The sequence below is a fragment of the Halopelagius fulvigenes genome, from assembly GCF_042662625.1.
Taxonomy (GTDB): domain Archaea; phylum Halobacteriota; class Halobacteria; order Halobacteriales; family Haloferacaceae; genus Halopelagius; species Halopelagius fulvigenes.
In genome coordinates this window covers 292,332-318,114 of the sequence record NZ_JBHSXH010000009.1, presented here as the reverse complement: position 1 = coordinate 318,114, position 25,783 = coordinate 292,332, and the positions used below count along the sequence as shown (strand labels likewise).

The window sequence follows — 25,783 nt, the reverse complement described above, 5'->3', positions numbered from 1 at the left end:
ATTTACCTGTCCAGAAGCCGACGTAGACGCCATGAACGTCCTCGTCGTGGGCGGAACCGGATTCATCGGGAGCCACCTCTGCCGCGAACTGATCGAACGCGGGCACGAAGTGACGGCCCTCTCGCGGAGTCCCGGCGGCGACGGCTTGCCGGAGGCGGTGAACAACGCGATGGGGAACGTGACCGCGTACGACTCCATCAAAGGCGCGTTCGAGGGGGTGGACGCCGTGTTCAACCTCGTCGCCCTCTCGCCGTTGTTCAAGCCGAAGGGGGGCAACGAGATGCACGACAAGGTCCACCGACACGGAACCGAGAACGTCGTCCGCGCCGCGGAGAACAACGACGTGGACCGGTACGTCCACCTGAGCGCGTTGGGCGCGGACCCCGACGGCCCGACGGCGTACATCCGCGCGAAGGGCCGGGCCGAGGAGATAGTCACCGACTCGGACCTCGCGTACACCATCTTCCGTCCGTCGGTGGTGTTCGGCGAGGGCGGCGAGTTCCTCTCCTTTACGAAACTGCTCGCGCCGCCGTACGTGAGTCCGCTTCCCGGCGGGGGGAAGACGCGGTTCCAACCGCTCTGGGTCGGCGACTTCGCGCCGATGCTCGCGGACGCGGCCGAAGCGGAGGAACACGTCGGGCGAATCTACGAAGTCGCCGGTCCGGAGAAACTCACCCTCGCGGAGATAGCGAAACTCATCCACGAGTCCGAGGGTCGGTCGACGACCGTCGTCCCGGTTCCGATGCCGTTGGCGCGAATCGGCCTCGCCGTCGGCGGGGCGATTCCGGGGTTCCCGATGGGGGCCGACCAGTACCGCTCACTTCAGTTCGACAATACGACCGACGACAACGACGCGGGCGCGTTCGGCGTCGATAACGACGACCTAACGACGGTCCGCGCGTACCTCTCCCGTCGGAACGCTGACGACTGAGCGGGGGGTCGCTCCGGAGCCGAGCGGCCGAAAAGATTATAAACGAAGTGATCCTTCCACCTCGAAGGACTCCCATCCGTCGGTGTAACGACTCGTTAACAACACGGTTACGTCCGGCGATTTACCCCGTTATAGTCACCTAAGCAGATATTCCTCCATCACAAAACTTATATCTACGTTGATGTTCGCATATATTCAATGGCGAGGGGACCGGAGAAACGATGAAGCTCGCAATGATCGGATTCGGGCAGGCTGGGGGAAAAGTAGTCGATAAATTCGTCGAATACGACAAGCGTCAAGGGTCGGGCATCGTCCGCGCGGCCGTGGCAGTCAACTCGGCGAAGGCAGACTTGATGGGACTCAAACACATTCCGCAGGACCAACGCGTGCTCATCGGGCAGTCGCGCGTGAAGGGCCACGGTGTCGGTGCCGACAACGAACTCGGCGCCGAAATCGCCGAGGAAGACATCGACGAAGTTCAAGGTGCCATCGACTCGATCCCCGTCCACGAAGTGGACGCGTTCTTGGTCGTCTCCGGACTCGGAGGCGGTACCGGGAGCGGCGGTGCGCCCGTACTAGCGAAACACCTGAAACGAATCTACACCGAACCCGTGTACGGCCTCGGCATCCTGCCGGGCAGCGACGAGGGGGGAATCTACACCCTCAACGCCGCGCGGTCGTTCCAGACGTTCGTCCGTGAGGTGGACAACCTCATGGTGTTCGACAACGACGCGTGGCGGAAGACCGGGGAGTCCGTACAGGGTGGGTACGACGAGATCAACGAGGAGATAGTCAACCGCTTCGGCGTCCTGTTCGGCGCCGGAGAGGTCGAACAGGGGGGCGAGGTCGCAGAGAGCGTCGTCGACTCCTCCGAGATCATCAACACGCTCGCCGGCGGCGGCGTCTCCACCGTCGGGTACGCCTCCGAGACCGTCGAGGGGTCGGGCGGTTCGGGCGGGGGACTGCTCTCTCGACTCACCGGCGGCGAGGAGGACACGAATCTCGACACCGCCCACACGACCAACCGAATCACGTCGCTCGTGCGTAAAGCGGCGCTCGGACGCCTCACGCTCCCCTGCGAGATAGAGGGAACCGAACGCGCCCTTCTGGTGATGGCCGGCCCGCCGGAGCATCTCAACCGGAAAGGTATAGAGCGCGGGCGGAAGTGGATCGAGGAGCAGACCGGGAGCATGGAGGTCCGCGGCGGCGACTACCCCATCCGAGGGGCCGGGAAAGTCGCGTCCGTCATCCTGCTTTCGGGCGTCACGAACGTCCCGCGCATCAAGGAGCTCCAGCAGGTCGCCATCGAGGCGCAGGACAACATCGACGAAATCCGAGAGGAGAGCAACGACAACTTGCAGAACCTAATCAACGATGACGAAGACGAGCTTGAATCGCTGTTTTAAGCTCGCGTTGGCCTGCGTGCTCGTCCTCTCTCTGGCGGCCGTCCCAGCGGCGGCCGTCTCCGTCGGGGACGACGACGTTCCCGCCGAGAGCGAAGTCGGTCAGCAGGTCACCGCGACGGTGACGCTCGACGAACTGTACAAGGACCCGCAGCTTGAGTCGTGGACGCTCGCGGGCTCTACCGAACTGACCGACGTGACCTGGACCGTCGTCTACTACGACCAGACCGGCGCGAAAGTCGGACAGGACGAGTTCGACGGTCAGAACTTCAGCGGCGTGGACGTCTCCGCCGCCGACGGGACGAGCGAAGTCGAGGTGACCGTCACCGGCACCGTCCCCGAGGTGGAGTCGTACAGCTACGACCCCGCACAGGAGTTCACGGCGATGCAGCTGACGCAGACGCGCTCCGGCGGGTCCTCGAACGAGATAGGCTCGTGGTCCACGCACCACTTCACGCAGGAGAGCAACGACGCGCGCGCCGCACTCGACGACGCGAAGTCGGCTATCGAGAGCGCGTCGGGCGCGAACACGAAGGAGGCCGAACAGCAGCTCGCCAACGCGGTGGAAGCCTACGAGGGCGGGGAGTTCGGTCTGGCGACGACGCTGGCGAACGAAGCGCAGACGAAAGCGCAGAAGGCACAGAAGTCGAGCCAGACGAAACAGCTCGCGATGTACGGCGTCGGCGGTCTGCTCGTCTGCTCGTCGTCGCCCTGTTCGTCGGTGGGTTCCTCTACTGGCGGTCACAACAGGACACCTACGACAAACTGGGCTAACGCCCGCTCGAACGCACTTTTTTTAGTGGCGCTCGCTCGAACGTAGTGGCGATGCGCGTCGTCGTCCCGTACGCCGGTCGCGACCCGAAGAGTCGGCTCTCCGAGCGTCTGACCGAGTCGGAGCGGCGAGCGTTCGCTCGGGCGATGTTGCGCGACGTTCTCGACGCTATCGAGGCGGCGGGACACGACCCGGTGGTGTTGGCCACCGAACCCGTCTCGGTTTCGGACGCCGACGTCGTCGTGGACGACAGACCGTTGACGCCCGCCGTCAACGCCGTCCTCGCGCGCCTCGACGGATCGGACGGCGACGGCCCCGCCTTCGCGGACGTGGCCCGCGACGGCGAGGTGGCGGTGGCGATGGCCGACCTCGCACTCGCCACGCCGGAGGCTGTGCGGCGACTCGCGGACGCCGAGGGCACGGTGGTCGTCGCGCCCGGGCGCGGCGGCGGGACGAACGCACTCGTCGTCCGCCACCCGGAGTTCCGCGTCGATTACCACGGCGCGTCCTACCGCGACCACCGCCGCATCGCCGAGGAGGTGGGGGCGTCCGTCCGCGTGGTCGATTCGATGCGCCTCTCGACCGACGTGGACGAACCGTCGGACCTCGCGGAGGTCTTGCTCCACGGCGGCGGGGAGTCGCGGCGGTGGTTACGCGAGGCCGGGTTCGAACTCAACATCCGCGGGGGGCGCGTCGGCGTCGTTCGGGAGGCGTAACCGCAGGTTTCCTAAACTATCTGCCAGTAAAGACATATGGGTAGAGACGAATCGTCACTGTGCGCGGCACGTCGGGTGTTCCGGCACACCGGTTGAACCGCACTGTCGCGCGTCGCCCCATCCCCTGTCTTCGCGGACGGACCTCCCGCCGTCCGTCCTCTCGCGGAAGCGCCGCCGCGCCCCCCCGTCCCGCGGCGGCGCCGTGCGCTCCCCGTTTCCCCCTGCGGGGAGTGTACACCCTTTTGTGCCCTCGGGTCGCACCCGAACGCATGTTCCCCGGCATCGACGAGTACGACGTGTCCGTCGACGTAGACGAGGGCGACGTCGAACGACTGCTGGCGGCGTCCCCGGCGGACGTCGAGGCGGCGCCGGAACTCACGTTCTCTCGGAACATCTTCCTCCCGTTGACGACGGCCTGTCGCTACACCTGCACGTACTGCACCTACTACGACGTGCCGGGCGAGGCGTCGTTGCTCTCCCCCGAGGAGGTGCGGCGGCGACTGCGCGTCGGCGCGGACGCCGGGTGCACGGAGGCCCTCTTCACCTTCGGCGACAAGCCCGACGACCGCTACGAGGAAATACACGCCCAGTTGGACGAGTGGGGGTACGACGACATCCTCGCCTACCTGCGCGACGTCTGCGAGATGGCGATGGAGGAGGGACTCCTCGCGCACAGCAACCCCGGCGACCTGACGGAGGCGGAGTTCGAATCGCTCGCGCCGGTCAACGCCAGCATGGGCGTGATGCTGGAGACGACTGCGGACGTGCGGGCCCACGCCGGGACGCGCCGGAAGACGCCCGGCCAACGACTGAACACCATCGAGGCCGCGGGCGAAGTCGGCGTCCCGTTCACCACGGGCATCCTCGTCGGCATCGGCGAGACGTGGCGCGACAGGGCGGAGAGTCTGCTGGCGATTCGCGAACTCCACGAACGGTACGGCCACGTGCAGGAGGTCATCGTCCAGAACGTCGTCCCGAACGAACGCTCCGACTTCGAGAAACCGTCGGTGGAGACGATGCGCCGCGTCGTCGCCATGGCGCGCGTCGCCCTCCCCGAGGAGGTATCGGTGCAGGTACCGCCGAACCTCTCGCCGACGCGCGAACTCCTCGACTGCGGCGTGGACGACTTGGGCGGCGTCTCGCCCGTGACGGACGACTACATCAACCCGGACTACGAGTGGCCCGCCCTGCGGGAGCTCCGCGACATCGCCGACGAGGCGGGCGTCCCCCTGTACGAACGTCTGCCCGTCTACGACCGCTACCTCCCCGGATCTCACCGACGCGAGGACTTCGACGGCCGCGAGGCCCCCGGCGAGTGGCTTTCGCCCGCCGTGCGGGACGCGATAGCGGCGGACGACGTTCACGGCGAACGCTACCGCGGCGTCGCGCGCCGCGACGGCCCCCTCGCGGTCGGTGCGGACGACTGACGGTCCGACGCCGGCGTTCCCGGAATCCGAGAACCACCGGCGACTGCCTTAGCCTCGCCCGCGAAGGGTACCCTATGTGTCAGATAGACGCGCCGTGGGCCGTCGCCGTCCCCGGTCCGATTCCGTTCTGCGAGACGTCCCGCCGGTCCGCCGCCGACCGCCGTCGCGGCGGCTAAGCGCCGAGGAACGCTCCGTTTCGCGCGTCAGCGAGACCGGAAGAACGAGACGACGGTCACGACGGCGGTCAGAACCGGCGGGACGGGGAGTTCGACCCGGCCGGAGAGCTGCGGGATGCGCTTTCGCGCCAGCGTGTACAGCGCGCCGACGACGAGGAGCGCGACCGTTCCCCCCCGAACGGCCGGGCCGTAGAGGACGAGACCCGGAACCGCCAGGACGGCCGCGAGCGCGAAGTCCTCCGGCGCGCCGTCGTAGCGAACCCAGCGACGCGGTGCGACCCACCCGCTGGCCGACCGGAGGTAGACGCCGCGGTTCGTCGCCGCCTCCCACGGGCGCGCCTCCGAACTCCCGCCCGCCACGTCGAAAACCGGGTGGAGCGTCGCGGCGACGGAGAACGCCGCCGCCGCGGTCGAAAGCGCCGACGGGGCGACGAACGCGAGGGCGAGACAGGCGAACGCCGCGACGGCGTACGCCTCCGCGACGTGGAACGTCCGGCGGTGTTCGCCGACGACCATGTCGATGTCGGGGAAGACGCTCCCCGCCACGGCCCCCGCGAGTGCCGCGGGCGCGAGGTCCGGCGCGAGGAGGGCGACGGGCGCGGCGAGGGCGAGGCCGACGGCGACGTGCGTCATCGCCATCATCGGCGACCACCCGGACCCGCGCGACGCCTCTCCGTACTCATCTCACAGCGATTCAACCGCCACCGACGTATATCTCTTGCGCGACGGGATTCGTCGCGGCGACCGTCGCCGGGTCAGATGCCGAGCACGTCGGGGACGCGCTTTCTGAACACCGTGTAGGCGAGAGCGAGGAGGACGCCGACGACGACGACGAGGCGGACACCGCCGTCGAAGACGTAGGCGGCCGGGGCGGCGAGGGCGACGGTCAGGAGGAAGTCCTCCGGCGCGCCGTCGTAGCGGACGACGTACTTCGGGCGAAGCCACCGCCGGAGGGGGTGGACGTAGACGGCCCGCGGCGACGTTCGCTCCCACGGGCGGAGTTCCTCGCCCGCGCCGAACCAGTCGGAGATCGAGTGGAGGCCCGCGGACAGCAGACAGAGAGCGAGGGCGACCGAAAGCGGCGTCGGTGCGGCGAACGCGACGATAGCGGCGAGGACGCCAGCAAGCGTGTAGTAGACGGGGAAGTGGAGCGTCCGGCGGTGGACGCCGACGAACAGGTCGAAGTCGGGGAGGACGCCCCCGACGAGGGCACCCGCGACGGCCGGGACGGCGAGTTCGGGGGCCCTCGTCGCCACGGGTACCGCAAGGAGGAGTCCCGCCGCGGCGTGCGTCGTCACCATCACGGTCCGGCCTCAGTCGTCGGCGGGGGCCGTCGAACCGGTGCCGTCCGGTCGGTCCGAGAGCATCGGCGTGCCGTCGGCGCGGGGGCCGAGCGTCGGGCCGTGCGGGCCGTCGTCGGGGTCGATGCGCCGTCGCTCCCTGTAGTCGGTCGAGCGTTCGACCGGCGGGCGGCCGATGGCCGACACCATCGCCACGTAGTCGTCGAACGACCGGTACTCGCCGTACCCGCCGCCCGCGCGCTTGGTGATCTCCTCGGAGAGGATGGTCCCCATGAAGTCGTTCGCGCCGCAGTTGAGTAGTTTCAGCGACTTCGCGTTCCCGAACTTCACCCACGACGATTGGATGTTCTCGACGTTGTCGAGGAACAGGCGCGAGACGGCTATCATCAGTTCGTCCTCGTCGTCTGACGCCCCGCCGGTGACGAGTCCGCGGTCGTACAGGGGGGTGTTTTGGTGGACGAACGAGAGGGGGACGAACTCCGTAATGCCGCCGGTGCGGTCCTGCAGGTCCCGAATCACCTTCAGGTGCATGACGCGGTGGGCCTCGTTCTCGACGTGACCGTACATGATGGTGGCTGTCACGTCGAGTCCGGCGGCGATAGCGCCCTCCATGCCTTCGACCCACTCCTCGGTACCTATCTTCCCGGGGCAGATGACCTCGCGCACCTCGGGGACGAGAATCTCCGCCGCGGTGCCGGGCGCCGAGGAGAGGCCCGCCGCCTTCAGTTCGCGGTAGACGTCCTCGTAGGACCAGTTGGTGCCGCGCCGCGCGTGGTACGCCTCCTCCGGCGTCATCGAGTGGAGGTGCGCGCCGCCGACGGACATCGCGCGCATCTGTTCGACGTACGTGCCGGGGTCTTTGTCGTACGCCGCCGGCGGTTTGTAGTCCGCCTCGGCGTAGGGGTCGTCGTAGGTCTCCAGAATCTCGCGGTGTTCCTCGTTGAGGACGAACGCGGGGTGGAGACCGGAGACGGAGGTGACCTCGTAGATGCCCGTTTCGAGGGCCTCTTCGACGATTTCGCGGGATTCGGTGGGCGTCTTCGTGAACCCGGTGTGCTCGCCCTCGTAGTCGGACTCGAACTGGTGGGCGGTGTTCTTGAAGTTACAGAACAGACAGCCCGTGTTGCACGCCGTCGTGACGTTGTTGTTCAGGTTGGCGACGAACGTCACGTCGTCGCCGACCACCTCCGCGCGGCGTCGGTCCGCGGCCTCCAGCACTTGCTCCTTGCGAACCGGGTCGATACCGGAAACGTCGGTTCCCGTCGTCATCAGTTCGATGCCGTCGGCGACGGTGAGTCGCGCGCCGTCTCGCGCCTTCGCCAACGCGTTCTCGAACGACTGGTCCGTCTCGGGCGTGTGTTCGAAGTCGAACTCGTCGGAGTTCGAGTCCGTCGCCGACGCGTCGGTCATGCTACGACGACACAATCGGCAGGCACAAAAATCGGCCGGTCGCGGCGGCGATGACCGACGGACGGCGACGAGGTGTCCGCCGAGTCGAACGAAGTCGCCACCGTCCGACGACGAGCACCCAGCGACGAACGCCGACGGCGGACCGCGAGCGACGAGCAGTGAGCGACGGACGGCGCGTCCGTGAGAGCGGTTATTACCGCGGCGTGCGTACCGTGGGGTATGAAAACGGAGCCCACGATAGAGACCGACTGGTCCGACGTGGACGACGGGCCGCGTTCGTCGAGTCGGCGGGACGCCCCCGCCGAGGGGACGGGGTTCTGGGTCAGCGCCCTCCTCGGCGCAGTCGTGAGCATCGTCGCGTCGTTCGTGCCGTTCTCGCCGATTCTCGGCGGGGGCGTCGCGGGGTACCTCCACCGGCGAAGCCGCGAGGCGGGCGCGCGAGTCGGCGCCGCGTCCGGCGCACTCGCCGCCGTCCCCCTCGTGGCGGTTCTCACCCTCGTCTTCGCCGCGTTGGGCTTCTTCACCGTCGTCGAGAACGCCGTCGCCGGAACGCTCCTGTTCCTGTCTCTCCTCGCGTTCTCCGTCGGCGCGACGCTGGTCATCTCGGCGGGACTCGGGGCCGTCGGCGGCTACCTCGGCGTCTACGTGCGCGAGGAGGCGGACGGCGGCGAACCGCCGCGGGCGAGGGACGCGAACAGGGACGAAGGGGACCGAGAGCGTTCGACGGCGTGAGGCCGTCCCGTTCGCGCCGTCACTCCCGAAAGGGGGCGCGAACGACGACGAGGACGACGACGACGAGCGTGAGGAGAAATCGCGTCGAATAGAATCGGCTCGGTCCGGTCGTCGCGTCGAGCGAACGCTCTCGCGCCTCGACCGTACCGGTCGAAGTTGGCGGTCGTCCGCTCGCGTGCGGACGGTTCGGCGTCTCAGACGGACCGCTTCGCGGCCAGACGCGCCTCGACCATCTCGACGAGTACCGGAAGCGCCTCCGTCGCGTCGCCGCGGACGACGTGGTGGGCGACGCGGTCCGTCTCCGTCGCGTCGAGGTTGACGACGGCGAGTTCCCCGCCGAATCGCGACGCCTCCTCGGGAAGCGACGCGGCGGGTTCGACGGTCAGAGACGACCCGACGGCGAGGAACAGGTCGCCCTCGCGGGCCATCCGGCGCGCGGCGTCGAACGGGTGGTACGGCAGTTCCTCGCCGAACAGCACCACGTCGGGCTTCATGAGGCCCTCGCAGGCGGGACACCGCGGCGTCTCGCCCCCGCGGACCGCCTCGAACGCCTCCGCTGCGGGCACCGTCGCGTCGCACTCGACGCAGGCGGCGCGCGCGGCGTTGCCGTGGAGTTCGATGAGGCGACCGGTGCCGGCCTCCTTGTGGAGGCCATCGGTGTTCTGCGTCACCACGGCGTCGAGGACGCCCATCTCTTCGAGTCGAACGAGGGCGTCGTGCGCCGGATTCGGTTCCGGGTCGGCGGCGAACATCCGCCCGTGCAGTTCGAGTCGGTCGCGCCAGAAACCGTCGGGGTCCGCTCGGAATCGGTCGATGCTGAAGTCGTCCGGGTCGAAGTCGGTGTTCCAGATGCCGCCCTCGCCGCGGAAGGAGGGGATACCCGACGCCGTGCTGACGCCGGCCCCCGTCATCGCAGTCGCACTCTCGGCGGTCGCCAGCGCGTCCGCGACGTCGCCGAGGGTATCTCGGCGGCTCGCCGAACGTCGTCCGGAGTCGCCGCCAAACTCGTCGTCCATACTACCAGTAGAAAGTCCTAGATGAAAAGTGTCGCGCCGATCCGGTTATCAAGGCAATAACCACGAACGTGCATATGAAATGCCCCGTTAACGGGGTCGGTGGGCACGGAAGTGGAAGGTTACTTGTGCGATGGGGGGCCACGGAGGCACATGACCAGCGTGAAGGAGTTCCGAGTCGAGGAGTCTCCAACGGCCGACGAACTCGGACGGGGGCGGTTCGTCTTCACCGACCAGTACTCCGTGTTCGACTGGGGCGAGATGCCCGACCACATCGAGGGGAAGGGCGCGTCCCTCTGTACGATGGGCGCGCACAACTTCGAACTTCTCGACGTGAACCACGTGCCGACGCACTACGTGGGGGTGGTCGAAGACGGCGAGGTGAAGGAACTCGGCGAGTGCGAGGAACCGCCGACGGAGATGGCGATCGAACTGACGCAGGTGCCGGACCTCCCCTACGTCGGCGACGGAGCGTACGACTACGACGCCTACCACGAGGCGGCGGGGAAGAACTACCTGATTCCGCTCGAAATCGTCTTCCGGAACACCGTCCCCGTCGGGTCGAGTCTCCGCAAGCGCGGAACGCCCGCGGCGTACGGCCTCGACTACGAGGAGTGGCCCGACGAAGCGGTCGAACTCCCCGAACCGGTCGTCGAGTTCTCCACCAAGTACGAGGAACAGGACCGGTATCTGGACCGCGGGGAGGCCGACGAAATCGCCGGCGCGGTCGATATCGACCGCCTCGAGGAACTCGCCCTCGCGGTCAACCACGTCCTCAACGGCCGCGCGGAACGCGGCGGGTTCGTCCACGAGGACGGGAAGATAGAGTGTCTGTACCACGACGGAACCGTCAAAGTCGCGGACGTGGTCGGCACGTTCGACGAGAACCGCTTCTCCTACGAGGGCCAGGAGGTGTCGAAGGAAGTCGTCCGGCAGTACTACAAGCGCGCGGACCCCGAGTGGGTCGACGCCGTCTCGGAGGCGAAGTCCCGCGCGGACGCCGAGGGCGTCGCCGACTGGCGGACCCTCTGCGAACGCGACCCCGAACCGCTTCCCGCGGACGTCCTCGACGCGGTGGCGGAGATGTACGCCGCCGGGACGAACGCCTACACCGGCGCGGAGTGGTTCGACGCGCCCGGCGTCTCTGAGGCCGTCGAACGCGTCCGGGACCTCTGATCACTCGAATCACGACTGGACGACGCGGACCGCCCGTTCGCCGAGGCCGGCGGCGCCGACGACGGTGAGTACCCCCGCGCCGACGAAGGCCGCCCGCGACGAACGCCCATCCGCCGTAGAGGACGAAGGCGAGGCGGCGGAGTCCGGAATCCACGACGGACATCGCACGAGCCTCGGCAACTGCGTCGCGGCGACGTGACAGAAGACCTATTACTCCGTTTTTCGAGCGTGTCACCGTGCACCCTCCGACCCGCAGACGCGTCCTCGCCGCCCTCGGTTCCGCCGCCGCCCTCGGCACCGCGGGGTGTACCGGCCTTCGAGCGCGGTATCTCCCCCGCACGCACGAACGCGACGCCGACGTGTCGGGCGACTCCGGCCCGTGGCCGACGCTGGGTGGCGACGCCCGTCGGACGGCGTCCGCCGACGGGCCGGGACCGGACGCCGACGCCCGACTGACGCGCCTGCACGGGGCGAATCACTTCCCCGAGCGACAGGTCGTCGTCGGCCCGGATTTCTTCCTGTTCGTCGTCCGACGGTGGTTCGACCCGGGCGGCGGAGACGGAGACGACCCGTTCTCGGGCGTCATCGCGGCGGACCGAGAGGGGTCCGAGCGGTGGCGTCTCCCCACCGAACCCGACGTGGGAGTGCCGACGGTCGTCGGGAACACCGTCCTCGTCGAGGACACGAACGGGACCCGCGCCGTCGACGCGGAGACGGGCGCGGTGAACTGGCGCTACCGGAGCGGATACGGCTTCCCGCACGTCTCGCCCGCCGTCCGTCGAGGGCGCGTCTACGTCGGCGGCCGGCGGTTCCTCGCACTTGACGCCGCGACCGGCGAACGCCTCTGGCGGACGGACGTGGAGATGCCCGCCGTGCAGACGTGTTCGGCGACCGAGGACCGAGTCGTCGTCTCGAACGGGTACGACGGGAACGGCGGCGGTCTGTTCTGTCTCGACGCCGAGGACGGGAGCGTGCGGTGGGAGGCCGACGTGGCCGCCACCTACGACCCCGCGGCGGTGGGCGAGAAGCGGTGCTTCTCGGTCGACGAGGAGGGCGTCCTCTCGGCGGTTTCGATGGCCGACGGGAGCGTCGAGTGGACGCGGAACGGGGCGGCTGACGGCGACTACCTCCGGTACGAGCAACCCGTCCTCGCGGGCGGAGTCGTCCTCGTCGGCGGGTGGAACGCGCCGCTTCGTGCGTTCGACCGCGAGACGGGCGAGACGGCGTGGACCGCCGGCCCCGCCGACGAACGCCACTACGCGCCGGTCGCGGCCGAGGACGGCGTCTACGGCGTCACGTGGGAAGGAACCGTCTACGAAGTCGGGTTCGACGGGACCGAGCGCTGGCGTCGGTCGATAGCGCGGACGGTGACGTGCGCGCCGTCGGTGGCCGACGGAGCGCTCTACTTCGGAAGTCGAAGCGGCGAGACGGTAGAAGAGTGGCGGGGCGGGTTCGACCGCTTCGGCCCCTGAGAGTCGGAGAATCGGAGCGTCGGGCGTCAGTCGTCGGAGGGGTCCGGCGCCGCCTCGTCGCGGGCGTCGTCCGCCGGTTCGTCGTCCCCGTCCTCCATCTCGGGCGCGTCGGCGAGTGCGTCGCCGAGTCCGTCGACGGGGCGGTCCGGGTTCGCCTCGCGGGCCTGCTTCGTCATGCCGAGTTGGTAGTCGGACTCGTCGGCGTCCTGGCGGACGCTGGTCCGGCCGCGGTGGACGCTGACCGCGCCGTCGAGGTGGAGTTGGACCGCTTCGAGGAGGGCGTCGGCCTCCAGCGGTTGCCCGAGTTCCTTTATCTCCTCGACGCTGGCGTCGTCCGGCACGTCGAACGCCCGTTGGGTGATGATGGGGCCTTGGTCCAGGTCCGTCGTCACGTAGTGGGCGGTGACGCCCGCGATGCGGACGCCCTCCTCCTTGGCCTGCCGGTAGGCGGCCGCGCCGGGGAACGCCGGCAACAGGGAGGGGTGGATGTTGATGATGCGGTCCTCGTAGCGGAACACGACGTTCGGGCCGAGGATGCGCATGTAGCGCGCGAGGACGATGAGGTCCACGTCGTAGCGTTCGAGCAGTTCGAGCAGTTCGTCCTCGTCGGGCGACCCCTTCTCGTCGCCGATGTCGTGGAACGGCACGTCGTACTGCGAGGCCAGCGGTTCGAGGGAGTCGCGGTTCCCGATGACGACGGAGATGTCCGCGCCGAGTTCGTCGTTCGTCCACGCCTCGAAGAGGGCCTCCAGACAGTGCGACTCCTTGGTCGTGAGCACGGCGATCTGCTTCGTCTCGCGGTCCGACGGGAAGCGGACCTGCACGTCCACGCCGAGTTCGTCGCCGAGATCAGAGAGTGCGTCCCGGAGCGTCTCCTCGGTGCAGACCATCTCGGAGGTGTCCGCGTGGAGCGTCATCCGGAAGATGCCGTCGCGGACCGCCTGATCTAAGTCCTCGACGTTGATTCCGCGCTCGAACAGCAGGGTGGTGACGTTCGCGATAAGTCCGGTCTTGTCTCCTCCGATGACGGTGATCTCGGTCAGGTCAGTCATCGGTCCCACCTCCAGCTGCTTTCGAACGGAGTCATCGACGGTTCGAGGGTATCCGAACGCAAAAGGGTGTCCATCTCCGCGCGTCTTTCGGCCGTCGTCGCCGCGAGGCGGCCGTCTCCCCCGCGCTTCCGACTCGCCGACGCCGCTGCGCCCGCGCCGTCGCGGTCGGCCCCCGTCCCGGCCGTGTTCACCACGTTCGTGCATATCGAAGGCAGTCCAAAACGTCTTTTGCCCATGACCGCGCACCCAAACACGATGACGACCTACACCGCGACGGTGACGGTCCGCCTGAAGCGCGGCGTCCTCGACCCGGAGGCCGAAACCACGAAGCGAGCGCTCGAACGACTCGGCTTCGAGTTGGAGACGCTCCGCTCCGCGGACCAGTTCGAGGTGGACGTAGACGCCGAGTCGGCGGGCGAGGCCGAGGACCGCGCCGACGAGATGGCGGAACGACTCCTCGCGAACCCGACCATCCACGACTACGACGTCGAGGTGGCGGAAGCGTAGATGTTCCGCGAACTGACGGTACACGGAGGCGTCTCCCGATGACGGTCGCCCTCTCGACGCCGCCCGTCGAGGCGACGAACGGAGGCGTCACCCGATGACGGTCGCCGTCGTCCAGTTCGGCGGGTCGAACTGCGACAGAGACGCCGTGCAAGCGCTCTCGCACCTCGGCATCGACGCCGAACGGGCGTGGCACGAGGACGGCCTCCCGGACGACGTGACCGGCGTCGTCCTCCCCGGGGGGTTCTCCTACGGCGACTACCTCCGCGCCGGAGCGATGGCGGCGCGGTCGCCCGTAATGAACGAGGTTCGGGAGGCCGCCGAACGGGGCGTCCCCGTCCTCGGCGTCTGCAACGGCGCGCAGATAGGCTCCGAATCCGGCCTCACCGGCGGCGCGTTCACGACGAACGAGAGCGCGCGCTTCCAGTGCGAACGCGTCCACCTCCGGGTGGAGAACGCCGGCACGCCGTGGACCGCGGCGTACGAGGAGGGCGACGTGATAGAACTGCCCATCGCTCACGGCGAGGGTCGGTTCGAGATAAGCGACGACCGCTACGAGGAGCTAGAGGCGGCGGACCGCGTCCTCTTTCGGTACTGCGACGCCGACGGGAACGTCACCGAGGAGGCGAACCCCAACGGCTCTCGCGGCAACGTCGCGGGCATCCTCGGCGAACGCGACAACGTCGCCGTGCTGATGCCGCACCCCGAACGCGCCTGCCTCCCCGACGCGGGAGAGAGCACCGACGGTCGGGGCATCCTCGCGGGGTTCGAGGCCGCGTAATCGGCGTTCGAAGAGCGACGTTCGGTCCCGTCTCAGGGGACGACTTCGCTCGGCGAACTGGTGGCGATCCACGCGTCGGCGTTTTCTTCCGCGGAGATTTCCAGCCAACCGTCTTCGTAGTAGACCGTGTTGTACGTGTACATCGTTTTGGACGGGCGACGCCCTCGCGTGGAACCGTGCGCGGAGGCGTCGCACTCGGTCGAAAGCGAGGGCGGGAGAGAACAAGACTACGCGCCGCCTTCGCGGGCGGTAACGAGCGCCTACCGGAGTTTGCGGCCGCTTAACTACCGCGTCAGCGGCATCGAGTAACTCGTCTCCTCCTCTAGGACGACTTCCCACGTCCCCTCGCACTCGCAGGACACCTGCTCGAACACCGAGGGGTCCTGCCGCAGGTCGAAGTCCTTGATGGCCTTCTGCACCAGGTCGTCGCAGTCGCCGCAGTTGTGCGGGCCGCGGTCGGATCCGTGACCGACGGGATCGGAGACGACGATGGCGTCCGCGTCGGCGGTCGATTCCAGCACGTCGGCGACCGACCAGAGCCACGGCGGGCGGTAGCCGCCGTTGAAGTAGAGTTCGTCCACCATCGTGTACCGCTGGACGTTCGTCGGGTTCATCGAGACGGTGTGGCAGTTCTCCACCTCGGCGCACCGCCGGACGGAGGACTTCATGTCCTCGAGCGCCTCCGACTCGGTGAGGAACGGCGGCTTCATCAGCAGGTACGCCTTCACGCCCGCGCCGGCCTCCGCGGCCTCCGCGCAGGCGTCCTCGAAGTCGGAGAAGTCGAAGTACTTGTTCACGCAGTCGTGGCGCACCCGGTCCGTCGCCGTCTCCAAGCCGACGGCCACGTCCGTCTCCAAGCCGACGCCGGTGAAGTCCTCGAGTTTCTCGCGTTCCACGAAGTCCGGGAGCGACTCGACGACGATGCGCTCTCGGTCGGCGAACGTCTCGCCGATGGCCGCGCGCGTCTCCGCGCCGACCTCGCGTTCGTCGAGGAACGAGCCCGAGGTGTAGATTTTGACGAGTTCGGAGGGTTCCTCGGCGTTCTCCTCCTCGTGGTCGAGACAGACCCGAATCTGGTCCATCAACGCCTCGTGGGCGACGCTGCCGCCCTCGACGGACTCGGCGACGTACCCGCACATCGTACACCCGCCGGCGCGCGCCCAGCGACACCCGCCGGTGTTGAGGATGATAGTGAGCGACTGCTTGACGCCGTCCGGCGTGTTGTCCTCGTCTATCCAGACGCGCGTCGGTTCGTGCGGGTCGTATGTCCTGTCCTTGCGCGACCGTATCTCGCGCATCACCTGATTGTGGGCGTCCATGCCCTTCCCCCGCTCGTACACTTCGGGGCTCGGCTTACTCATTACGCTCCCGTACCCGACGAGTCCGTAAATCCGCTTCGTCTGCGTCGTCGCCGCAGAGGGGGTGCCCCCGCGCCTCTCGCAGCCGACGGAAATCGAACGACGGGACGGACGTAACCGCTCCCGGTTACTACCACGTGGTAACGACTAACAGGACGCGGGCCGTACTTAACCACGAACGACCATGACAGAGTTAGGAGGATTCCAGGACAACGTCGCTCGGGTCGACCTCTCGTCGGGCGAGGTGCGGTACGAGGGGATAGACGACGAGGACGCCAAGAAGTACATCGGCGGCCGGGGACTCGGCGTGAAGTACGTCTTCGACCAGGGGCCGGAGGTTGACCCGTTGGGGCCGGACAACCTCCTCGCGTTCGTGAACGGCCCGCTGACGGGGACGCAGGCCCCGATGAGCGGTCGAATCGCGGTCTGCACGAAGTCCCCGCTCACGGGGACGGTGACGGACTCCCACCACGGCGGGTGGTCCGGCGCGCGCCTCAAGTGGTCCGGGTTCGACGGACTGCTGTTCGAGGGGCAGTCGGACGACCCCGTCTACGCCGTCGTCGAGGACGGCGAGATCGAACTCCGGGACGCCTCCCACCTCTGGGGGAAGGGCGTCCACGAGACGCGGGACACGCTCGAAGAGGAGTGCGAGGGCTCCTACGGCAAGAACATGAGCCTCATGGCCATCGGCCCCGGCGGCGAGAATCAGGTCCGCTACGCCGCCATCCTCAACGAGGACGACCGGGCGTCCGGTCGCGGCGGCACGGGGTGCGTCATGGGGTCGAAGAACCTCAAGGCCATCGTCATCAAGTCGGGCACGAAGATGCCCAAGCCCGCGGACGCGGAGACGTTCACCGAGGGCTACCAGCAGGCGATGCAACTCATCACCGAGTCCGACGTGACCGCGCCGAACGAGGGCGGCCTCTCGCTGTACGGGACGAACGTCCTGATGAACCTGACCGAGGAGATGGACGGCCTCCCGGTGCGCAACGGGAAGTTCACCTCCGGGCACAGCGAGGCGGAGGCGATGCCCGACGACGTGAACGTCGACCCCGAGAGCGTCTCGGGCGAGAACGTCCGCGAGAACATCCTCGTGGACGAACCGACGTGTCACTCCTGCCCCGTCGCCTGTAAGAAGGAGACGGAGGTCACCGTCGAACGCAAGGGCGAGGAACTGAACGTCCGCGGCGAGTCCTACGAGTACGAGTCCGCGTACGCCCTCGGCCCGAACTCGATGAACGACGACCGCGACAAGATCGCGGTCATGATCGACATGTGCAACGACCTCGGTCTCGACACCATCGAGGCGGGCAACATGATCGCCATGGCGATGGAGATGACCGAGGAGGGCAAACTCGACGACTTAGACGAGGGGATCGAGTGGGGCGACGCCGACCACATGATGGACGTGTTGGAGGACATCGCCCACCGCGAGACCGAACTCGGCGACCTACTGGCGAAGGGCGCAGAGCGCATCGCCGACGAACGCGACGCCGAGGACAACTCGCTGGCCGTCAAGGGCCAGACGATTCCCGCCTACGACCCCCGCTGCATGAAGGGGATGGGAATCGGCTACGCCACCTCGAACCGCGGCGCGTGCCACCTCCGCGGGTACACGCCGTCGGCGGAGATTCTCGGCATCCCCGAGAAGGTGGACCCCTACGAGTGGGAGGGTAAAGGCGAACTGTGCGCTCTGTTCCAGGATCTGCACGCCATCTCCGACAGCTTCGACATCTGCAAGTTCAACGCCTTCGCGGAGGGCGTCGAGGAGTACGTCCTCCAGTACAACGGCATGACGGGCCGCGACCTGACGGAGGACGAACTGATGGAGACGGGCGACCGCATCTACACGCTGGAGCGCTACTACAACAACCTCGCGGGCTTCGAGGGGTCGGACGACTCCCTGCCGAACCGCTTCGTCGAGGGCGACAACGCCATGCCCGGACAGGGCGCCTCAGAGGGCGAACTGTGCGAACTCGACGAGATGAAAGCGGAGTACTACGAGCGTCGCGGGTGGGTCGACGGCGTCGTCCCCGACGAACGCCTCGAAGAACTCGGCATCGACGTCGGCCCCGGAACCGGCGTCTCCCGCGGCAGTGGCGGCGCGACGCCCGCGGACGACTGATTCGCCTTCGATCACTTTTTCCACGCCGCGTGCCGCACGCCCGACCCGCGAGCGTCGGGTACGCCGCGTTCGGCGGCGAGCGTCCCTCAAACCGCGAAGCGCAGGAGCCACAGCGTCACCATGCCGACGGAGATGGTGACGAGGAGGCTGTCGGCGTACCACGTCGCGGCGGCGGCGACGACGCCCGCGAGGAGGCGTTCGTTGCCGGGGCCGACGGCGACGGATCCCTCGACGACGACCAACGAGGGCGCGACGAGGGCGGCGAACACCGCGGGCGGGACGTACCGGAGTGCGCGCGTGACGGACGGGGGCACCTCGTCGATGCGGCCGAACAGGTAGACGAACGACCCCCGGATTGCGAACGTGGCGACGCCGGCGGCGACGATGACGGCCCAGATGGGGAGCGGTCCGTAGTCGGTCGCCATCAGTTCTCCACCTCCCCGAGGCCCGCGTCCGGCACCTCACCCGTGAGTTCCTCGGCGAGGACGCCCGCGAGGACGCCCGCGACGGCCCCGGCCATCAGGCCGAGGTTGAACGGGAACGCGAGGGCCTCGCCGACGACGGCGACGGACCCCCCGACGGCCGCCGCGGCGACGGTGGGCGCGTCCGAGACGACGGGGACGAGGAGGCCGAGGAAGACGAGGGGGACGGCGAACTCCAACCCCCACGAGGAGGGGAGGCCCGTCCCGAGGAAGACGCCCGCGACGGTACAGACCTGCCAGACGAGCCAGATGAAAAAGCCCGCGCTGAGGAAGTACCGCCGTCGCGCGGCGGCGTTCAGTTGCTCGTCCGCGTACCGGGCGATGGCGAGGGCGTACGCTTGGTCCGTCAGCGCGTACGAGCAGAGCGCCTTCCACCGAGCGCTGAACGACCGGAAGTACGGCGCGATGGAGGCGGAGTACATCGTCATCCGGAGGTTGATGACCACCGCCGTGAGGACGACGACGACCAGTTCCGCGTTTCGACCCAACAGGTCGATGGCCGCCAACTGCGAGGTGCCCGCGTACACGAGGACGGAGAGTCCCATCGCCTGCGCGAGCGAGAGGCCGGCCTCGACGGCGGCCACGCCCGAGACGAGGCCGAACGGGACGAGGCCGAGAGCGACGGGCGCCGCGTCGCGGACGCCGCGTCTGACCTCGGGAGGGACGCGGAGGTTCATGACCTGAGGCTTCGGCCGCGGCCACACAAACAGGTATCGTTTCGAAAGCCAGAGCGACGCTACCCTCTCGCAGTCGGTCGATTGTCTCGTTCGAGGACCGGGAACCTCGGTCAGACCGAGTCCCGACCAACGACGAGGGCCTCTCGTATCTCCAACGCGGTGACGAACTCCTCTCTCCGGTCCGCCTTCGACCCGATGCGTCGGAGTTGCTGGGCGTGCGCGCGCCTGAGTGCGTCGGCCTCGCGCGCTTCGAGGCCGAGTTCCGACCCCACCTCCTCCCAAAAGTCCGTCGGGACGAGGAAGACGGCGCGTTCCTCGTCGTCCTCGACGGTCTCATAGGTGCGTTCGTACTCGTCGAGTCTGGGCGCGAGGTGTCGTTGCGCCCGTCGGACGAGTTCGGGGAGTCTGTCGGGCGAGACGCTAGCTTTCGCCCCCGCGAGGACGAGTACGTCGCCGTCCAGAGGCAGTTCGGACCCGTCTACGGCGTCTTCGTCCACGGTTAGCCCCCGGCGCGCATGGCCTTCTGCGAGAAGCGTTCGACGAGTCCCTCGAGCACCTCGGGGTCGCCCTCGAACGACACCGTCACCTCCGTCAGCGACATCGTCGGCCCGATGGATACCTTCTCGGCGTCGAGCGTCGCCCGCCAGTCGTCGGCGACGACGGTGTCCTCGTCCGCCTCCTCGCCGCCCAAGTTCACGAGGTAGTGTCTGGCGAGTCGCTTGGAGATGCCGCGGAAGGACTTCTCGCGCGTGACCGTCGTCGCGTCGTCGGACACGACTATCCCCCCGCGACGGGCGGGAACACGCTGAGCGTGTCGCCCGATTCGAACCGCGTCTCCACCCCGTCTTGGTACTCGACGTCCCGTCCGTTTCGGAGCACGTTCACCTGCGAACGGACCCGTCCGTCTTCGAGTAGTTGGCCCGACAGGCCGTCGAACTCCTCTTCGAGGGCGCGGAGGACGTCGCCGACGGTGGCGTCCTCGGCATACTCGCGTTCGATGGTCTTCGAACCGACGGCCTCGCGGAACGTGGCGAAGAACCGTAGCTGTACGTCCATACGCCTCGATGCGTCTCGCCGGGCAAAAAAGGTGCGCGCCGTCGCGCCGTCAGCGCTTTCCGAACCGGATGCCGTCCTCGACGAGGCGGTAGTTTCGCTCGCGGTCGACGTGGTCGGCCAGCCACTCGTGTTCGTTTATCTGCATGATGAGGTCGGCCTGCAGGTTGCGCCACGCGATGGCGTAGATGGGCGATTGCCCCCACGCGCGGAGTTCGGGGACGAACTCGTCGTACGTCTCCATCCGCTCTTCGAGGTGTTCGACGAAATCGACGACGTGACCCGCCGCCTGCGCGTCGCTCTCGGCCTCCGCGACGAGTCGGTTCAGCCGGGATTCGAGGCCGCCGACCGCTCGCTTCATGTCCGCCTCGGCGTTACCCCCGTCTTCGGGGAGCGAGTCGAGTATCTGCTGGGGAACGCCCAGAGAGAGTTCTCGCTCGGAGTCCTCAACCATACGCGACTACTCGGTCCGCCGGATGAAAAAGTCGCGGGACGACCGACGCGAACCGCGGAACCGCGCCGCTGCGTGGCCGGAAAAGCGGAGAAGGTCGATTCGCGCGTTGCTCGTCGTACTAGAGGTGTATACTAGCAGTAGAAGAACGTTGGTGAGAGGGGGTGAAGCTGGCAGTGAGGCCCGTTTGCGGGCGCACGCGGCCGCCGACAGAACGCTTACTCGGTTCGCTCTGCGAGTCGCTCCTCGACGAGTGCGTCGAAGTCGACGCCTTCGGTTCGGTACTTGTCGCGCAGTTCGACCACGACTCGCCCCTTCTCGGTGATCTCGTAGAGCCCGGAGTTCGGCGCGGGACCAACACGCTCCACCAGTCCGTAGTCCGCGAGGATGGGGAGGCGGGTGTTGATGTACGACCGGTTTTTGTCGAGCACGTAAGAGAGGTTGACGGCGGTGTTCCGTCGTCCGTCGGAAAGGGCATCCAAGATGTCGAAATCCGTAGGGACCGCCAGCTTCATACGAGCGAACAATCTCCGTCCGGGGATAAATAGGCCTTGTTTATCTGAGTGTCATGAACGGAAGTTAAACCGCTGAAAAGGGACAATGGCGACAGAAGTGAGGGGCGGAGAGGGGGCGGCGGGCGTCGGCCGGTCAGTCGGCGTCGATTCGTTCGCGTTCGTCGGCGGCGGCGAGAGCGAGTTCCAGATCCTCCACGATGGCCTCGTGGCGGTCGATGGCCTCGCGGATGTGCTCTTTCGCCGACGAGAGGTCGGAGGACTCGTCGTCGCGGTACTGCGCCCGGACGAAGTACGCTTCGAGGGCCCGCGTGGTTTCGGCGTTCGCGGTCAGGAGACTCCGGACCGCGGTCCAGTCGAGAGCGTCCTCGTCGGGGAGTTCTTCGAGGGCGTTGGAGGTCACGTCGCAGGGATGGCTCATCATGTCAACGTGGCATCCCGTTAGTATTTAAATTTTTGACTGTTCAAGGAAATCCGTCGAAGTTCGGGGGTAGAACGGGAAGTTTAGTGTCGGAGTTCCGGCTTAATCGAGGGTTTAGCCGTCGGGGTCGTCCGCGAACGCGCCCACCGCCTCGTCCACGAGGGCGTCGCCGTCCCTCGCGTGCGACGTCGCCGGTCCCCCTCGGAGACCGGACGCTCGCCGTCGCGGGCAACGACCACGCACTCCGTCGATTTCCGTTTCCGGAGTCGGTGGCGAACGCCGCTCTCGTACCACCCGACGCACCTCGTCGCCGGCGCGGAGACGATAGTCCGCGCCGGGTTCGACGACCACGGGAGAGGGAGGGACGCGCGGAGGGGTCGCGTCGGCGCGTACGACCGGAAGACGGGTGAGACGCTGTGGGAACTGACGCTCGATAGTTCCGCAAACGGCCTCGCAGTCGCCGACGGCGTGTACGTCACGCAACGGACGACGTGGCGCGTCGGGGACGACGGGACGCCGATGCGCGGTGCCGACGCCGCCCATCCGACGGTCGTGAAGTTGACCTGAGCGACGGAACCGGCGAAAGCCCTGAAGCGTTCGGGGGCACAACCTCGAAGGGATGACGGATTCCGAGCGCCGAGACGACGGCTTCGTCGCGTTCTACCGCGAGTACACGAAGACGTGGGTCCACGCCCTCGCCACCGTCGCCCTCACGGCGTTCGGGACGCTGACCACCCTCGACCGCCTGTTTGCCGTCGTCGCCATCGCCGCCTACGTCGTCCCGTTGGTCGTGCAGTACCTCCGGTACTCGCCAGAACCGGAGGCGGAGATGGAGGCGGAACCGGAGGCGGCGGACGGGGCAGACACGCGCCCGACTGCGAGAGGCACGGACGAGGCCACGGGGACGAACGGCGGGACGGAGGCGGAGGCGACGGCCGAACAACCGACAGCCGAACGAACCACGGGAGATGCCGCGAGGATGACCGAACCCGCGAGAGCCGGCGATTCCGGACCGGTCGACTCGCTCGATCCGGAGACGCCGGACCCGCCCGCGCCAGACCCCGAGTGGATCGCTATCGACGCTGCGACGGACGAAACGCTGTTCGACGCCGCGATAGCGGGCGACGACGCCTACGCCGTCGGGTCGGGGGGCGTCGTCGTCGCCGGGTCCGGTACCGACGACTGGCGCGTCGTCCTCCCGGACGGCCCCGGCGCGGGCGGGAACGCGCTTCGCGGCGTCGATTCGACCCCCGGCGGCGTCTGGGTCGCGGGCGACGGCGGCGCAGTCGGTCGGGTGGACCCCGAGACGGGCCGGCACGTCGATTACTCCCCCCCGGACGGCGACACGTCGAACGTGACGGCCGTCGCCGCGGCGGGGGGACCAGGCGACGAGACGGTTCTCCTCGCCGACGGGTCCGGGCGAATCCGCCGAGGGTACTATCGGGACGGAGAACTCTCGTGGGACGACCCGGTGAAACCCGGTAGCGGGTCGAGCGTCGCTGGCGTCGTCCTCCTCGACGGCGGGGTGGGATTCCTCTGCGACACGAACGACGGCGCGTACCGGACGGGAGACGGCGGGCGGACGTTCGAGTCGGTCGGTCCCGTCGGGGCGGACGGAACGCTCACCGACGCGGCGGCGACCGGACCAGAAACGTGCCTCGTTGCCGCCGACGACGGCGCGATACACCGGTACGGCGGGACGACGTGGACGCCCGAACGACTCTGCGAGGAGTCGGTCACCGCGCTCTCTTCGGACGGGAACGGAGCCGTCGCCTGCACCGCGGACGGCGCGGTGTACGAGCGGTTCGGCTCGAACGGGTGGGAGAGAGTCGAGACGGCGGCGTCGGCGTCGCTCCGAGGCGTCGCGGTCGGTGGAGAGACTGCCGTCGCCGTCGGCGACGAGGGAAGGGTCGTCGAACGCCGCGCGGGTTCGAGGTGAAAACAGGCTACTTCTCTTCGACGTGGCGAACCTCGACGGCGACGCCGCGTGTGCTCTCGGCCATCTCCCGGCCGAACATCTCCGCGCGGCCGACGGCGAACGCCTTCGGCCCCTCGACGACGACTTCGTCGCCGACGCGGATGTCGTCGTCCGCGTCCACGACGCCCGGCGCGAGGACGCTCCCGTGCGGCGCGAAGTTGTCTATCTCGACTCGCTTGGTGGGCGCGTCCGACTCCACCCACGTCTTCGCGCCGCGGAGGGTGAAAGAGAGGACGCCGTACTGCGGCACCATCGTCGCGAGTTGTTCGCCCTCGCCGTCTCGGACCTGCAGCTTGGGGTAGCGACTCGTCATCGACACGTCCGCGTCGGCGAACAGTTGGTCGCCCGCGCCCGGTCCGAACTGGTAGTCCGCGAGGGCCTTGACGGTGTTGTGCTCTCGCTCCCGCTTCGAGTACTTCAGTTCGCCGTCGAGGGCGGACATGAGGTTCGAGATGGACTCCGTCGTCGTCGGGTGGTCCTCGACGGTGTACTCGAACGGCACGTCCACCTCCGCCTCGACGCGTTCGCAGATGTCGCGGTAGCCGTGGTCGGGCACGTGCGCGATGACGCGCGGGTAGTCGTTTCGCTCCAGATATCGCCGGAGGACCGTCGCGACGAACTGCTTCTCGTCCTCGGACCACCGACCGGTCACCACGGAGTCGTAGTGTTGCGCCGGGTAGGTGAGTTCGAGTTCCTGCGGGACGACGCCGATGGGAGAGGTCATCGAGGCGAGGTGACCGCGGAACTGGATGGCGTCGTGGAACTGCCCGTGACTCTGCGACTCGCTGTAGGGCTTCTTCGCCGAACAGGGGACCAACACGAGCGGATTCCGGAAGCGGTTCTCGTACCGCGTCGTCACGCGTTCGGCGAACCGCTGAATCTCGACGCGGCGGACGGTGTCGGAGGTGGCCGCCGAGAGTTCGGCGTTGCGGATGAGGGGCGTTCGCTCCTCCATGTAGCCGTACTGCTGGTCGAACTCGCGGAACGCCGCCGTGAGCCACTGGTCGTGGCGGGCCTGCCCCTCGACGTAGTCGCGGAGGCGGCCGTCGCGGACGCGGCGGCGAACCGTCGCCAGTTCCGTCCGGAGGGCGTTCACGTTGTGTTCGGCGCAGTCCGCGCGGGTGAACTCCTCGCGGGGCGTCCGACACGCCGAACAGGGGCAGGGGAGTTCGTCCAAGTCTTCGAGGAAGTACTCGTTCTCGCCGGTGAGGTAGAACCCCTCTCGTCCCTTCACGCGGGCGAGTTTCGAATCGAGGAGGTCCACGCCGGCGTAGACGAGGGTGGCGGCGTTCCGCGGGGTGGCGACGCCGGAGAGGTAGAGGGCGGTGTCGGCGGGCGTCGCCTCCTTCAGGGCGCGAATCTCCTCCTCGAAGGCGGCGGCGTGGCCGACGAACCCCTGCGCGTCGGCGACGACGTACGCGTCCGCGCCGTAGTTGTCGGCCGTCTCGGCGGTGACGACGGCGGCGTGCGGGTAGTCCACGTCGGGGAACTCCACGGCGAACGACTCCTGCACGCGTTCGTCCGTCCCGGCGGGGAACGCCCGGTGGGGGAGGACGGTCAACGCGTCTTCGGACCCCTCGGGGACCTCCTGCTGTGCGGCCCAGAGACTGCCCGCGTCCTCGACGTACCCCTCGCGAGACTGCGTCTCGCGGGCTTCCGAACGCGGTTCGGAGACGTCCACGAGGGCGGGCGTCGTGACGGGGTCCGACAGGCGAAGTTCGCCGATGCGGGCGGCCCCGTCCCGCGAGTGAACCTCGAAATACTCGGTCATGGGTCGGAGTCGGCCGCGGAGCGTGAACTATCTTCCTTTCTCCGGCGACCGGCACCTCGCGGTTTTTTCCACCTGCCGTCCGTACGAAC

Annotated in this window: 29 protein-coding genes and 1 pseudogene; 14 read left to right on the top strand and 16 right to left on the bottom strand. The window is 68.1% G+C overall.

Annotated elements, in window-relative coordinates; genetic code table 11:
* Positions 1-31: 31 nt before the first annotated feature.
* From ACFQEV_RS03960 to cofG, 5 genes and pseudogenes are all read left to right on the top strand, one after another.
* Entirely contained in the window at positions 32-931 is a 900-nt protein-coding gene (locus tag ACFQEV_RS03960; protein WP_379692766.1) for a complex I NDUFA9 subunit family protein, read from the top strand.
* A 221-nt stretch (positions 932-1,152) separates the two neighbouring features.
* Complete coding sequence (locus ACFQEV_RS03955) at positions 1,153-2,337, top strand: tubulin/FtsZ family protein (protein ID WP_379692764.1); 1,185 nt, start codon at positions 1,153-1,155, stop codon at positions 2,335-2,337.
* Positions 2,306-3,108 (top strand): annotated as a pseudogene (locus ACFQEV_RS03950) (DUF4398 domain-containing protein). Before ACFQEV_RS03955 ends, ACFQEV_RS03950 begins: the two are co-directional and overlap by 32 nt.
* A gap of 51 nt (positions 3,109-3,159) precedes the next feature.
* Complete coding sequence (gene cofC, locus ACFQEV_RS03945) at positions 3,160-3,822, top strand: 2-phospho-L-lactate guanylyltransferase (protein WP_379694526.1); 663 nt, start codon at positions 3,160-3,162, stop codon at positions 3,820-3,822.
* Positions 3,823-4,091: 269 nt separating this feature from the next.
* Positions 4,092-5,249 (top strand): 7,8-didemethyl-8-hydroxy-5-deazariboflavin synthase subunit CofG, encoded by a 1,158-nt coding sequence (cofG, locus tag ACFQEV_RS03940; protein WP_379692762.1) that lies wholly within the window; start codon positions 4,092-4,094, stop codon positions 5,247-5,249.
* Between the two features lie 203 nt (positions 5,250-5,452).
* On the opposite strand, the gene ACFQEV_RS03935 is transcribed toward cofG, so the two are convergent.
* The 3 genes from ACFQEV_RS03935 to cofH form a co-directional block, all read right to left on the bottom strand.
* A complete protein-coding gene (locus ACFQEV_RS03935; RefSeq protein ID WP_379692760.1) occupies positions 5,453-6,064 on the bottom strand; it encodes a hypothetical protein in 612 nt (203 codons plus the stop codon).
* A gap of 116 nt (positions 6,065-6,180) precedes the next feature.
* On the bottom strand, positions 6,181-6,729 hold the full coding sequence (locus ACFQEV_RS03930) for a metal-dependent hydrolase (protein ID WP_379692758.1): 549 nt from the start codon (positions 6,727-6,729) through the stop codon (positions 6,181-6,183).
* Positions 6,730-6,738: 9 nt separating this feature from the next.
* A complete protein-coding gene (gene cofH, locus ACFQEV_RS03925; protein ID WP_379692756.1) occupies positions 6,739-8,136 on the bottom strand; it encodes a 7,8-didemethyl-8-hydroxy-5-deazariboflavin synthase subunit CofH in 1,398 nt (465 codons plus the stop codon).
* 219 nt (positions 8,137-8,355) lie between these two features.
* Between cofH and ACFQEV_RS03920 the strand changes: the two genes are divergently transcribed.
* Positions 8,356-8,868, top strand: coding sequence for a DUF5518 domain-containing protein (locus ACFQEV_RS03920; protein ID WP_379692755.1), 513 nt, complete (start codon positions 8,356-8,358; stop codon positions 8,866-8,868).
* 194 nt (positions 8,869-9,062) lie between these two features.
* Here ACFQEV_RS03920 and ACFQEV_RS03915 read toward each other — a convergent pair whose 3' ends face one another.
* On the bottom strand, positions 9,063-9,884 hold the full coding sequence (locus ACFQEV_RS03915; protein WP_379692753.1) for an NAD-dependent protein deacylase: 822 nt from the start codon (positions 9,882-9,884) through the stop codon (positions 9,063-9,065).
* Between the two features lie 150 nt (positions 9,885-10,034).
* Between ACFQEV_RS03915 and ACFQEV_RS03910 the strand changes: the two genes are divergently transcribed.
* The 3 genes from ACFQEV_RS03910 to ACFQEV_RS03900 all read left to right on the top strand — a co-directional run bounded on the left by ACFQEV_RS03910 (position 10,035) and on the right by ACFQEV_RS03900 (position 12,529).
* A complete protein-coding gene (locus ACFQEV_RS03910) occupies positions 10,035-11,057 on the top strand; it encodes a phosphoribosylaminoimidazolesuccinocarboxamide synthase (protein ID WP_379692751.1) in 1,023 nt (340 codons plus the stop codon).
* 64 nt (positions 11,058-11,121) lie between these two features.
* Positions 11,122-11,256, top strand: a complete 135-nt coding sequence (locus ACFQEV_RS03905) for a hypothetical protein (RefSeq protein WP_379692749.1) — start codon at positions 11,122-11,124, stop codon at positions 11,254-11,256.
* A gap of 37 nt (positions 11,257-11,293) precedes the next feature.
* On the top strand, positions 11,294-12,529 hold the full coding sequence (locus ACFQEV_RS03900; protein WP_379692747.1) for an outer membrane protein assembly factor BamB family protein: 1,236 nt from the start codon (positions 11,294-11,296) through the stop codon (positions 12,527-12,529).
* A 26-nt stretch (positions 12,530-12,555) separates the two neighbouring features.
* Here ACFQEV_RS03900 and ACFQEV_RS03895 read toward each other — a convergent pair whose 3' ends face one another.
* On the bottom strand, positions 12,556-13,581 hold the full coding sequence (locus tag ACFQEV_RS03895; protein WP_379692745.1) for a formyltetrahydrofolate deformylase: 1,026 nt from the start codon (positions 13,579-13,581) through the stop codon (positions 12,556-12,558).
* Positions 13,578-13,775, bottom strand: a complete 198-nt coding sequence (locus tag ACFQEV_RS03890; protein ID WP_379692743.1) for a hypothetical protein — start codon at positions 13,773-13,775, stop codon at positions 13,578-13,580. Before ACFQEV_RS03890 ends, ACFQEV_RS03895 begins: the two co-directional genes overlap by 4 nt.
* A gap of 61 nt (positions 13,776-13,836) precedes the next feature.
* Between ACFQEV_RS03890 and purS the strand changes: the two genes are divergently transcribed.
* Both purS and purQ read left to right on the top strand, forming a co-directional pair.
* Complete coding sequence (gene purS / locus ACFQEV_RS03885; RefSeq protein ID WP_379692741.1) at positions 13,837-14,088, top strand: phosphoribosylformylglycinamidine synthase subunit PurS; 252 nt, start codon at positions 13,837-13,839, stop codon at positions 14,086-14,088.
* A gap of 94 nt (positions 14,089-14,182) precedes the next feature.
* Positions 14,183-14,866 (top strand): phosphoribosylformylglycinamidine synthase I, encoded by a 684-nt coding sequence (purQ, locus tag ACFQEV_RS03880; RefSeq protein ID WP_379692739.1) that lies wholly within the window; start codon positions 14,183-14,185, stop codon positions 14,864-14,866.
* A 284-nt stretch (positions 14,867-15,150) separates the two neighbouring features.
* Here purQ and ACFQEV_RS03875 read toward each other — a convergent pair whose 3' ends face one another.
* A complete protein-coding gene (locus tag ACFQEV_RS03875; RefSeq protein ID WP_379692737.1) occupies positions 15,151-16,227 on the bottom strand; it encodes an archaeosine biosynthesis radical SAM protein RaSEA in 1,077 nt (358 codons plus the stop codon).
* Between the two features lie 181 nt (positions 16,228-16,408).
* On the opposite strand from ACFQEV_RS03875, the gene ACFQEV_RS03870 reads away from it, so the two are divergent.
* On the top strand, positions 16,409-18,349 hold the full coding sequence (locus ACFQEV_RS03870; RefSeq protein WP_379692735.1) for an aldehyde ferredoxin oxidoreductase family protein: 1,941 nt from the start codon (positions 16,409-16,411) through the stop codon (positions 18,347-18,349).
* Positions 18,350-18,435: 86 nt separating this feature from the next.
* Here ACFQEV_RS03870 and ACFQEV_RS03865 read toward each other — a convergent pair whose 3' ends face one another.
* The 8 genes from ACFQEV_RS03865 to ACFQEV_RS03830 all read right to left on the bottom strand — a co-directional run bounded on the left by ACFQEV_RS03865 (position 18,436) and on the right by ACFQEV_RS03830 (position 21,948).
* Positions 18,436-18,774, bottom strand: coding sequence for an AzlD domain-containing protein (locus tag ACFQEV_RS03865; protein ID WP_379692733.1), 339 nt, complete (start codon positions 18,772-18,774; stop codon positions 18,436-18,438).
* Positions 18,774-19,508 (bottom strand): AzlC family ABC transporter permease, encoded by a 735-nt coding sequence (locus tag ACFQEV_RS03860; protein ID WP_379692731.1) that lies wholly within the window; start codon positions 19,506-19,508, stop codon positions 18,774-18,776. The genes ACFQEV_RS03865 and ACFQEV_RS03860 overlap by 1 nt, the downstream gene beginning before the upstream one ends.
* Positions 19,509-19,618: 110 nt before the next feature.
* Positions 19,619-20,005, bottom strand: a complete 387-nt coding sequence (locus ACFQEV_RS03855) for a DUF8048 family protein (RefSeq protein WP_379692729.1) — start codon at positions 20,003-20,005, stop codon at positions 19,619-19,621.
* Positions 20,006-20,007: 2 nt separating this feature from the next.
* On the bottom strand, positions 20,008-20,283 hold the full coding sequence (locus tag ACFQEV_RS03850) for a MoaD-like domain-containing protein (RefSeq protein WP_379692727.1): 276 nt from the start codon (positions 20,281-20,283) through the stop codon (positions 20,008-20,010).
* A 2-nt stretch (positions 20,284-20,285) separates the two neighbouring features.
* A complete protein-coding gene (locus ACFQEV_RS03845) occupies positions 20,286-20,564 on the bottom strand; it encodes a ubiquitin-like small modifier protein 1 (protein WP_379692725.1) in 279 nt (92 codons plus the stop codon).
* A 49-nt stretch (positions 20,565-20,613) separates the two neighbouring features.
* Complete coding sequence (locus tag ACFQEV_RS03840) at positions 20,614-21,015, bottom strand: hypothetical protein (RefSeq protein ID WP_379692724.1); 402 nt, start codon at positions 21,013-21,015, stop codon at positions 20,614-20,616.
* Positions 21,016-21,230: 215 nt separating this feature from the next.
* Positions 21,231-21,527, bottom strand: coding sequence for an ArsR family transcriptional regulator (locus ACFQEV_RS03835; RefSeq protein WP_379692723.1), 297 nt, complete (start codon positions 21,525-21,527; stop codon positions 21,231-21,233).
* Between the two features lie 133 nt (positions 21,528-21,660).
* Positions 21,661-21,948 (bottom strand): DUF8103 family protein, encoded by a 288-nt coding sequence (locus tag ACFQEV_RS03830; protein ID WP_379692722.1) that lies wholly within the window; start codon positions 21,946-21,948, stop codon positions 21,661-21,663.
* Between the two features lie 177 nt (positions 21,949-22,125).
* Between ACFQEV_RS03830 and ACFQEV_RS03825 the strand changes: the two genes are divergently transcribed.
* Together ACFQEV_RS03825 and ACFQEV_RS03820 are read left to right on the top strand one after the other, a co-directional pair.
* Complete coding sequence (locus ACFQEV_RS03825; RefSeq protein ID WP_379692721.1) at positions 22,126-22,512, top strand: hypothetical protein; 387 nt, start codon at positions 22,126-22,128, stop codon at positions 22,510-22,512.
* A gap of 52 nt (positions 22,513-22,564) precedes the next feature.
* Positions 22,565-23,884 (top strand): WD40/YVTN/BNR-like repeat-containing protein, encoded by a 1,320-nt coding sequence (locus ACFQEV_RS03820; protein WP_379692720.1) that lies wholly within the window; start codon positions 22,565-22,567, stop codon positions 23,882-23,884.
* A gap of 7 nt (positions 23,885-23,891) precedes the next feature.
* Here the strand turns inward: ACFQEV_RS03820 and arcS are convergent, their stop codons facing one another.
* Entirely contained in the window at positions 23,892-25,694 is a 1,803-nt protein-coding gene (gene arcS, locus ACFQEV_RS03815; protein ID WP_379692719.1) for an archaeosine synthase subunit alpha, read from the bottom strand.
* Positions 25,695-25,783: the final 89 nt, after the last annotated feature.

Excerpts from the sequence above, each read along its gene's own strand:
- ACFQEV_RS03895 (WP_379692745.1), bottom strand. The coding sequence starts at position 13,581 with ATGACTGACCTGACCGAGATCACCGTCATCGGAGGAGACAAGACCGGA.
- cofH (WP_379692756.1), bottom strand. The coding sequence starts at position 8,136 with ATGACCGACGCGTCGGCGACGGACTCGAACTCCGACGAGTTCGACTTC.
- ACFQEV_RS03915 (WP_379692753.1), bottom strand. The coding sequence starts at position 9,884 with ATGGACGACGAGTTTGGCGGCGACTCCGGACGACGTTCGGCGAGCCGC.
- ACFQEV_RS03860 (WP_379692731.1), bottom strand. The coding sequence starts at position 19,508 with ATGAACCTCCGCGTCCCTCCCGAGGTCAGACGCGGCGTCCGCGACGCG.
- ACFQEV_RS03875 (WP_379692737.1), bottom strand. The coding sequence starts at position 16,227 with ATGAGTAAGCCGAGCCCCGAAGTGTACGAGCGGGGGAAGGGCATGGAC.
- cofG (WP_379692762.1), top strand. The coding sequence starts at position 4,092 with ATGTTCCCCGGCATCGACGAGTACGACGTGTCCGTCGACGTAGACGAG.
- ACFQEV_RS03870 (WP_379692735.1), top strand. The coding sequence starts at position 16,409 with ATGACAGAGTTAGGAGGATTCCAGGACAACGTCGCTCGGGTCGACCTC.
- ACFQEV_RS03910 (WP_379692751.1), top strand. The coding sequence starts at position 10,035 with ATGACCAGCGTGAAGGAGTTCCGAGTCGAGGAGTCTCCAACGGCCGAC.
- ACFQEV_RS03920 (WP_379692755.1), top strand. The coding sequence starts at position 8,356 with ATGAAAACGGAGCCCACGATAGAGACCGACTGGTCCGACGTGGACGAC.
- ACFQEV_RS03840 (WP_379692724.1), bottom strand. The coding sequence starts at position 21,015 with ATGGTTGAGGACTCCGAGCGAGAACTCTCTCTGGGCGTTCCCCAGCAG.
- arcS (WP_379692719.1), bottom strand. The coding sequence starts at position 25,694 with ATGACCGAGTATTTCGAGGTTCACTCGCGGGACGGGGCCGCCCGCATC.
- ACFQEV_RS03955 (WP_379692764.1), top strand. The coding sequence starts at position 1,153 with ATGAAGCTCGCAATGATCGGATTCGGGCAGGCTGGGGGAAAAGTAGTC.
- ACFQEV_RS03830 (WP_379692722.1), bottom strand. The coding sequence starts at position 21,948 with ATGATGAGCCATCCCTGCGACGTGACCTCCAACGCCCTCGAAGAACTC.
- ACFQEV_RS03845 (WP_379692725.1), bottom strand. The coding sequence starts at position 20,564 with ATGGACGTACAGCTACGGTTCTTCGCCACGTTCCGCGAGGCCGTCGGT.
- purS (WP_379692741.1), top strand. The coding sequence starts at position 13,837 with ATGACGACCTACACCGCGACGGTGACGGTCCGCCTGAAGCGCGGCGTC.
- ACFQEV_RS03835 (WP_379692723.1), bottom strand. The coding sequence starts at position 21,527 with ATGAAGCTGGCGGTCCCTACGGATTTCGACATCTTGGATGCCCTTTCC.
- purQ (WP_379692739.1), top strand. The coding sequence starts at position 14,183 with ATGACGGTCGCCGTCGTCCAGTTCGGCGGGTCGAACTGCGACAGAGAC.
- ACFQEV_RS03865 (WP_379692733.1), bottom strand. The coding sequence starts at position 18,774 with ATGGCGACCGACTACGGACCGCTCCCCATCTGGGCCGTCATCGTCGCC.
- ACFQEV_RS03935 (WP_379692760.1), bottom strand. The coding sequence starts at position 6,064 with ATGGCGATGACGCACGTCGCCGTCGGCCTCGCCCTCGCCGCGCCCGTC.
- ACFQEV_RS03820 (WP_379692720.1), top strand. The coding sequence starts at position 22,565 with ATGACGGATTCCGAGCGCCGAGACGACGGCTTCGTCGCGTTCTACCGC.
- ACFQEV_RS03960 (WP_379692766.1), top strand. The coding sequence starts at position 32 with ATGAACGTCCTCGTCGTGGGCGGAACCGGATTCATCGGGAGCCACCTC.
- cofC (WP_379694526.1), top strand. The coding sequence starts at position 3,160 with ATGCGCGTCGTCGTCCCGTACGCCGGTCGCGACCCGAAGAGTCGGCTC.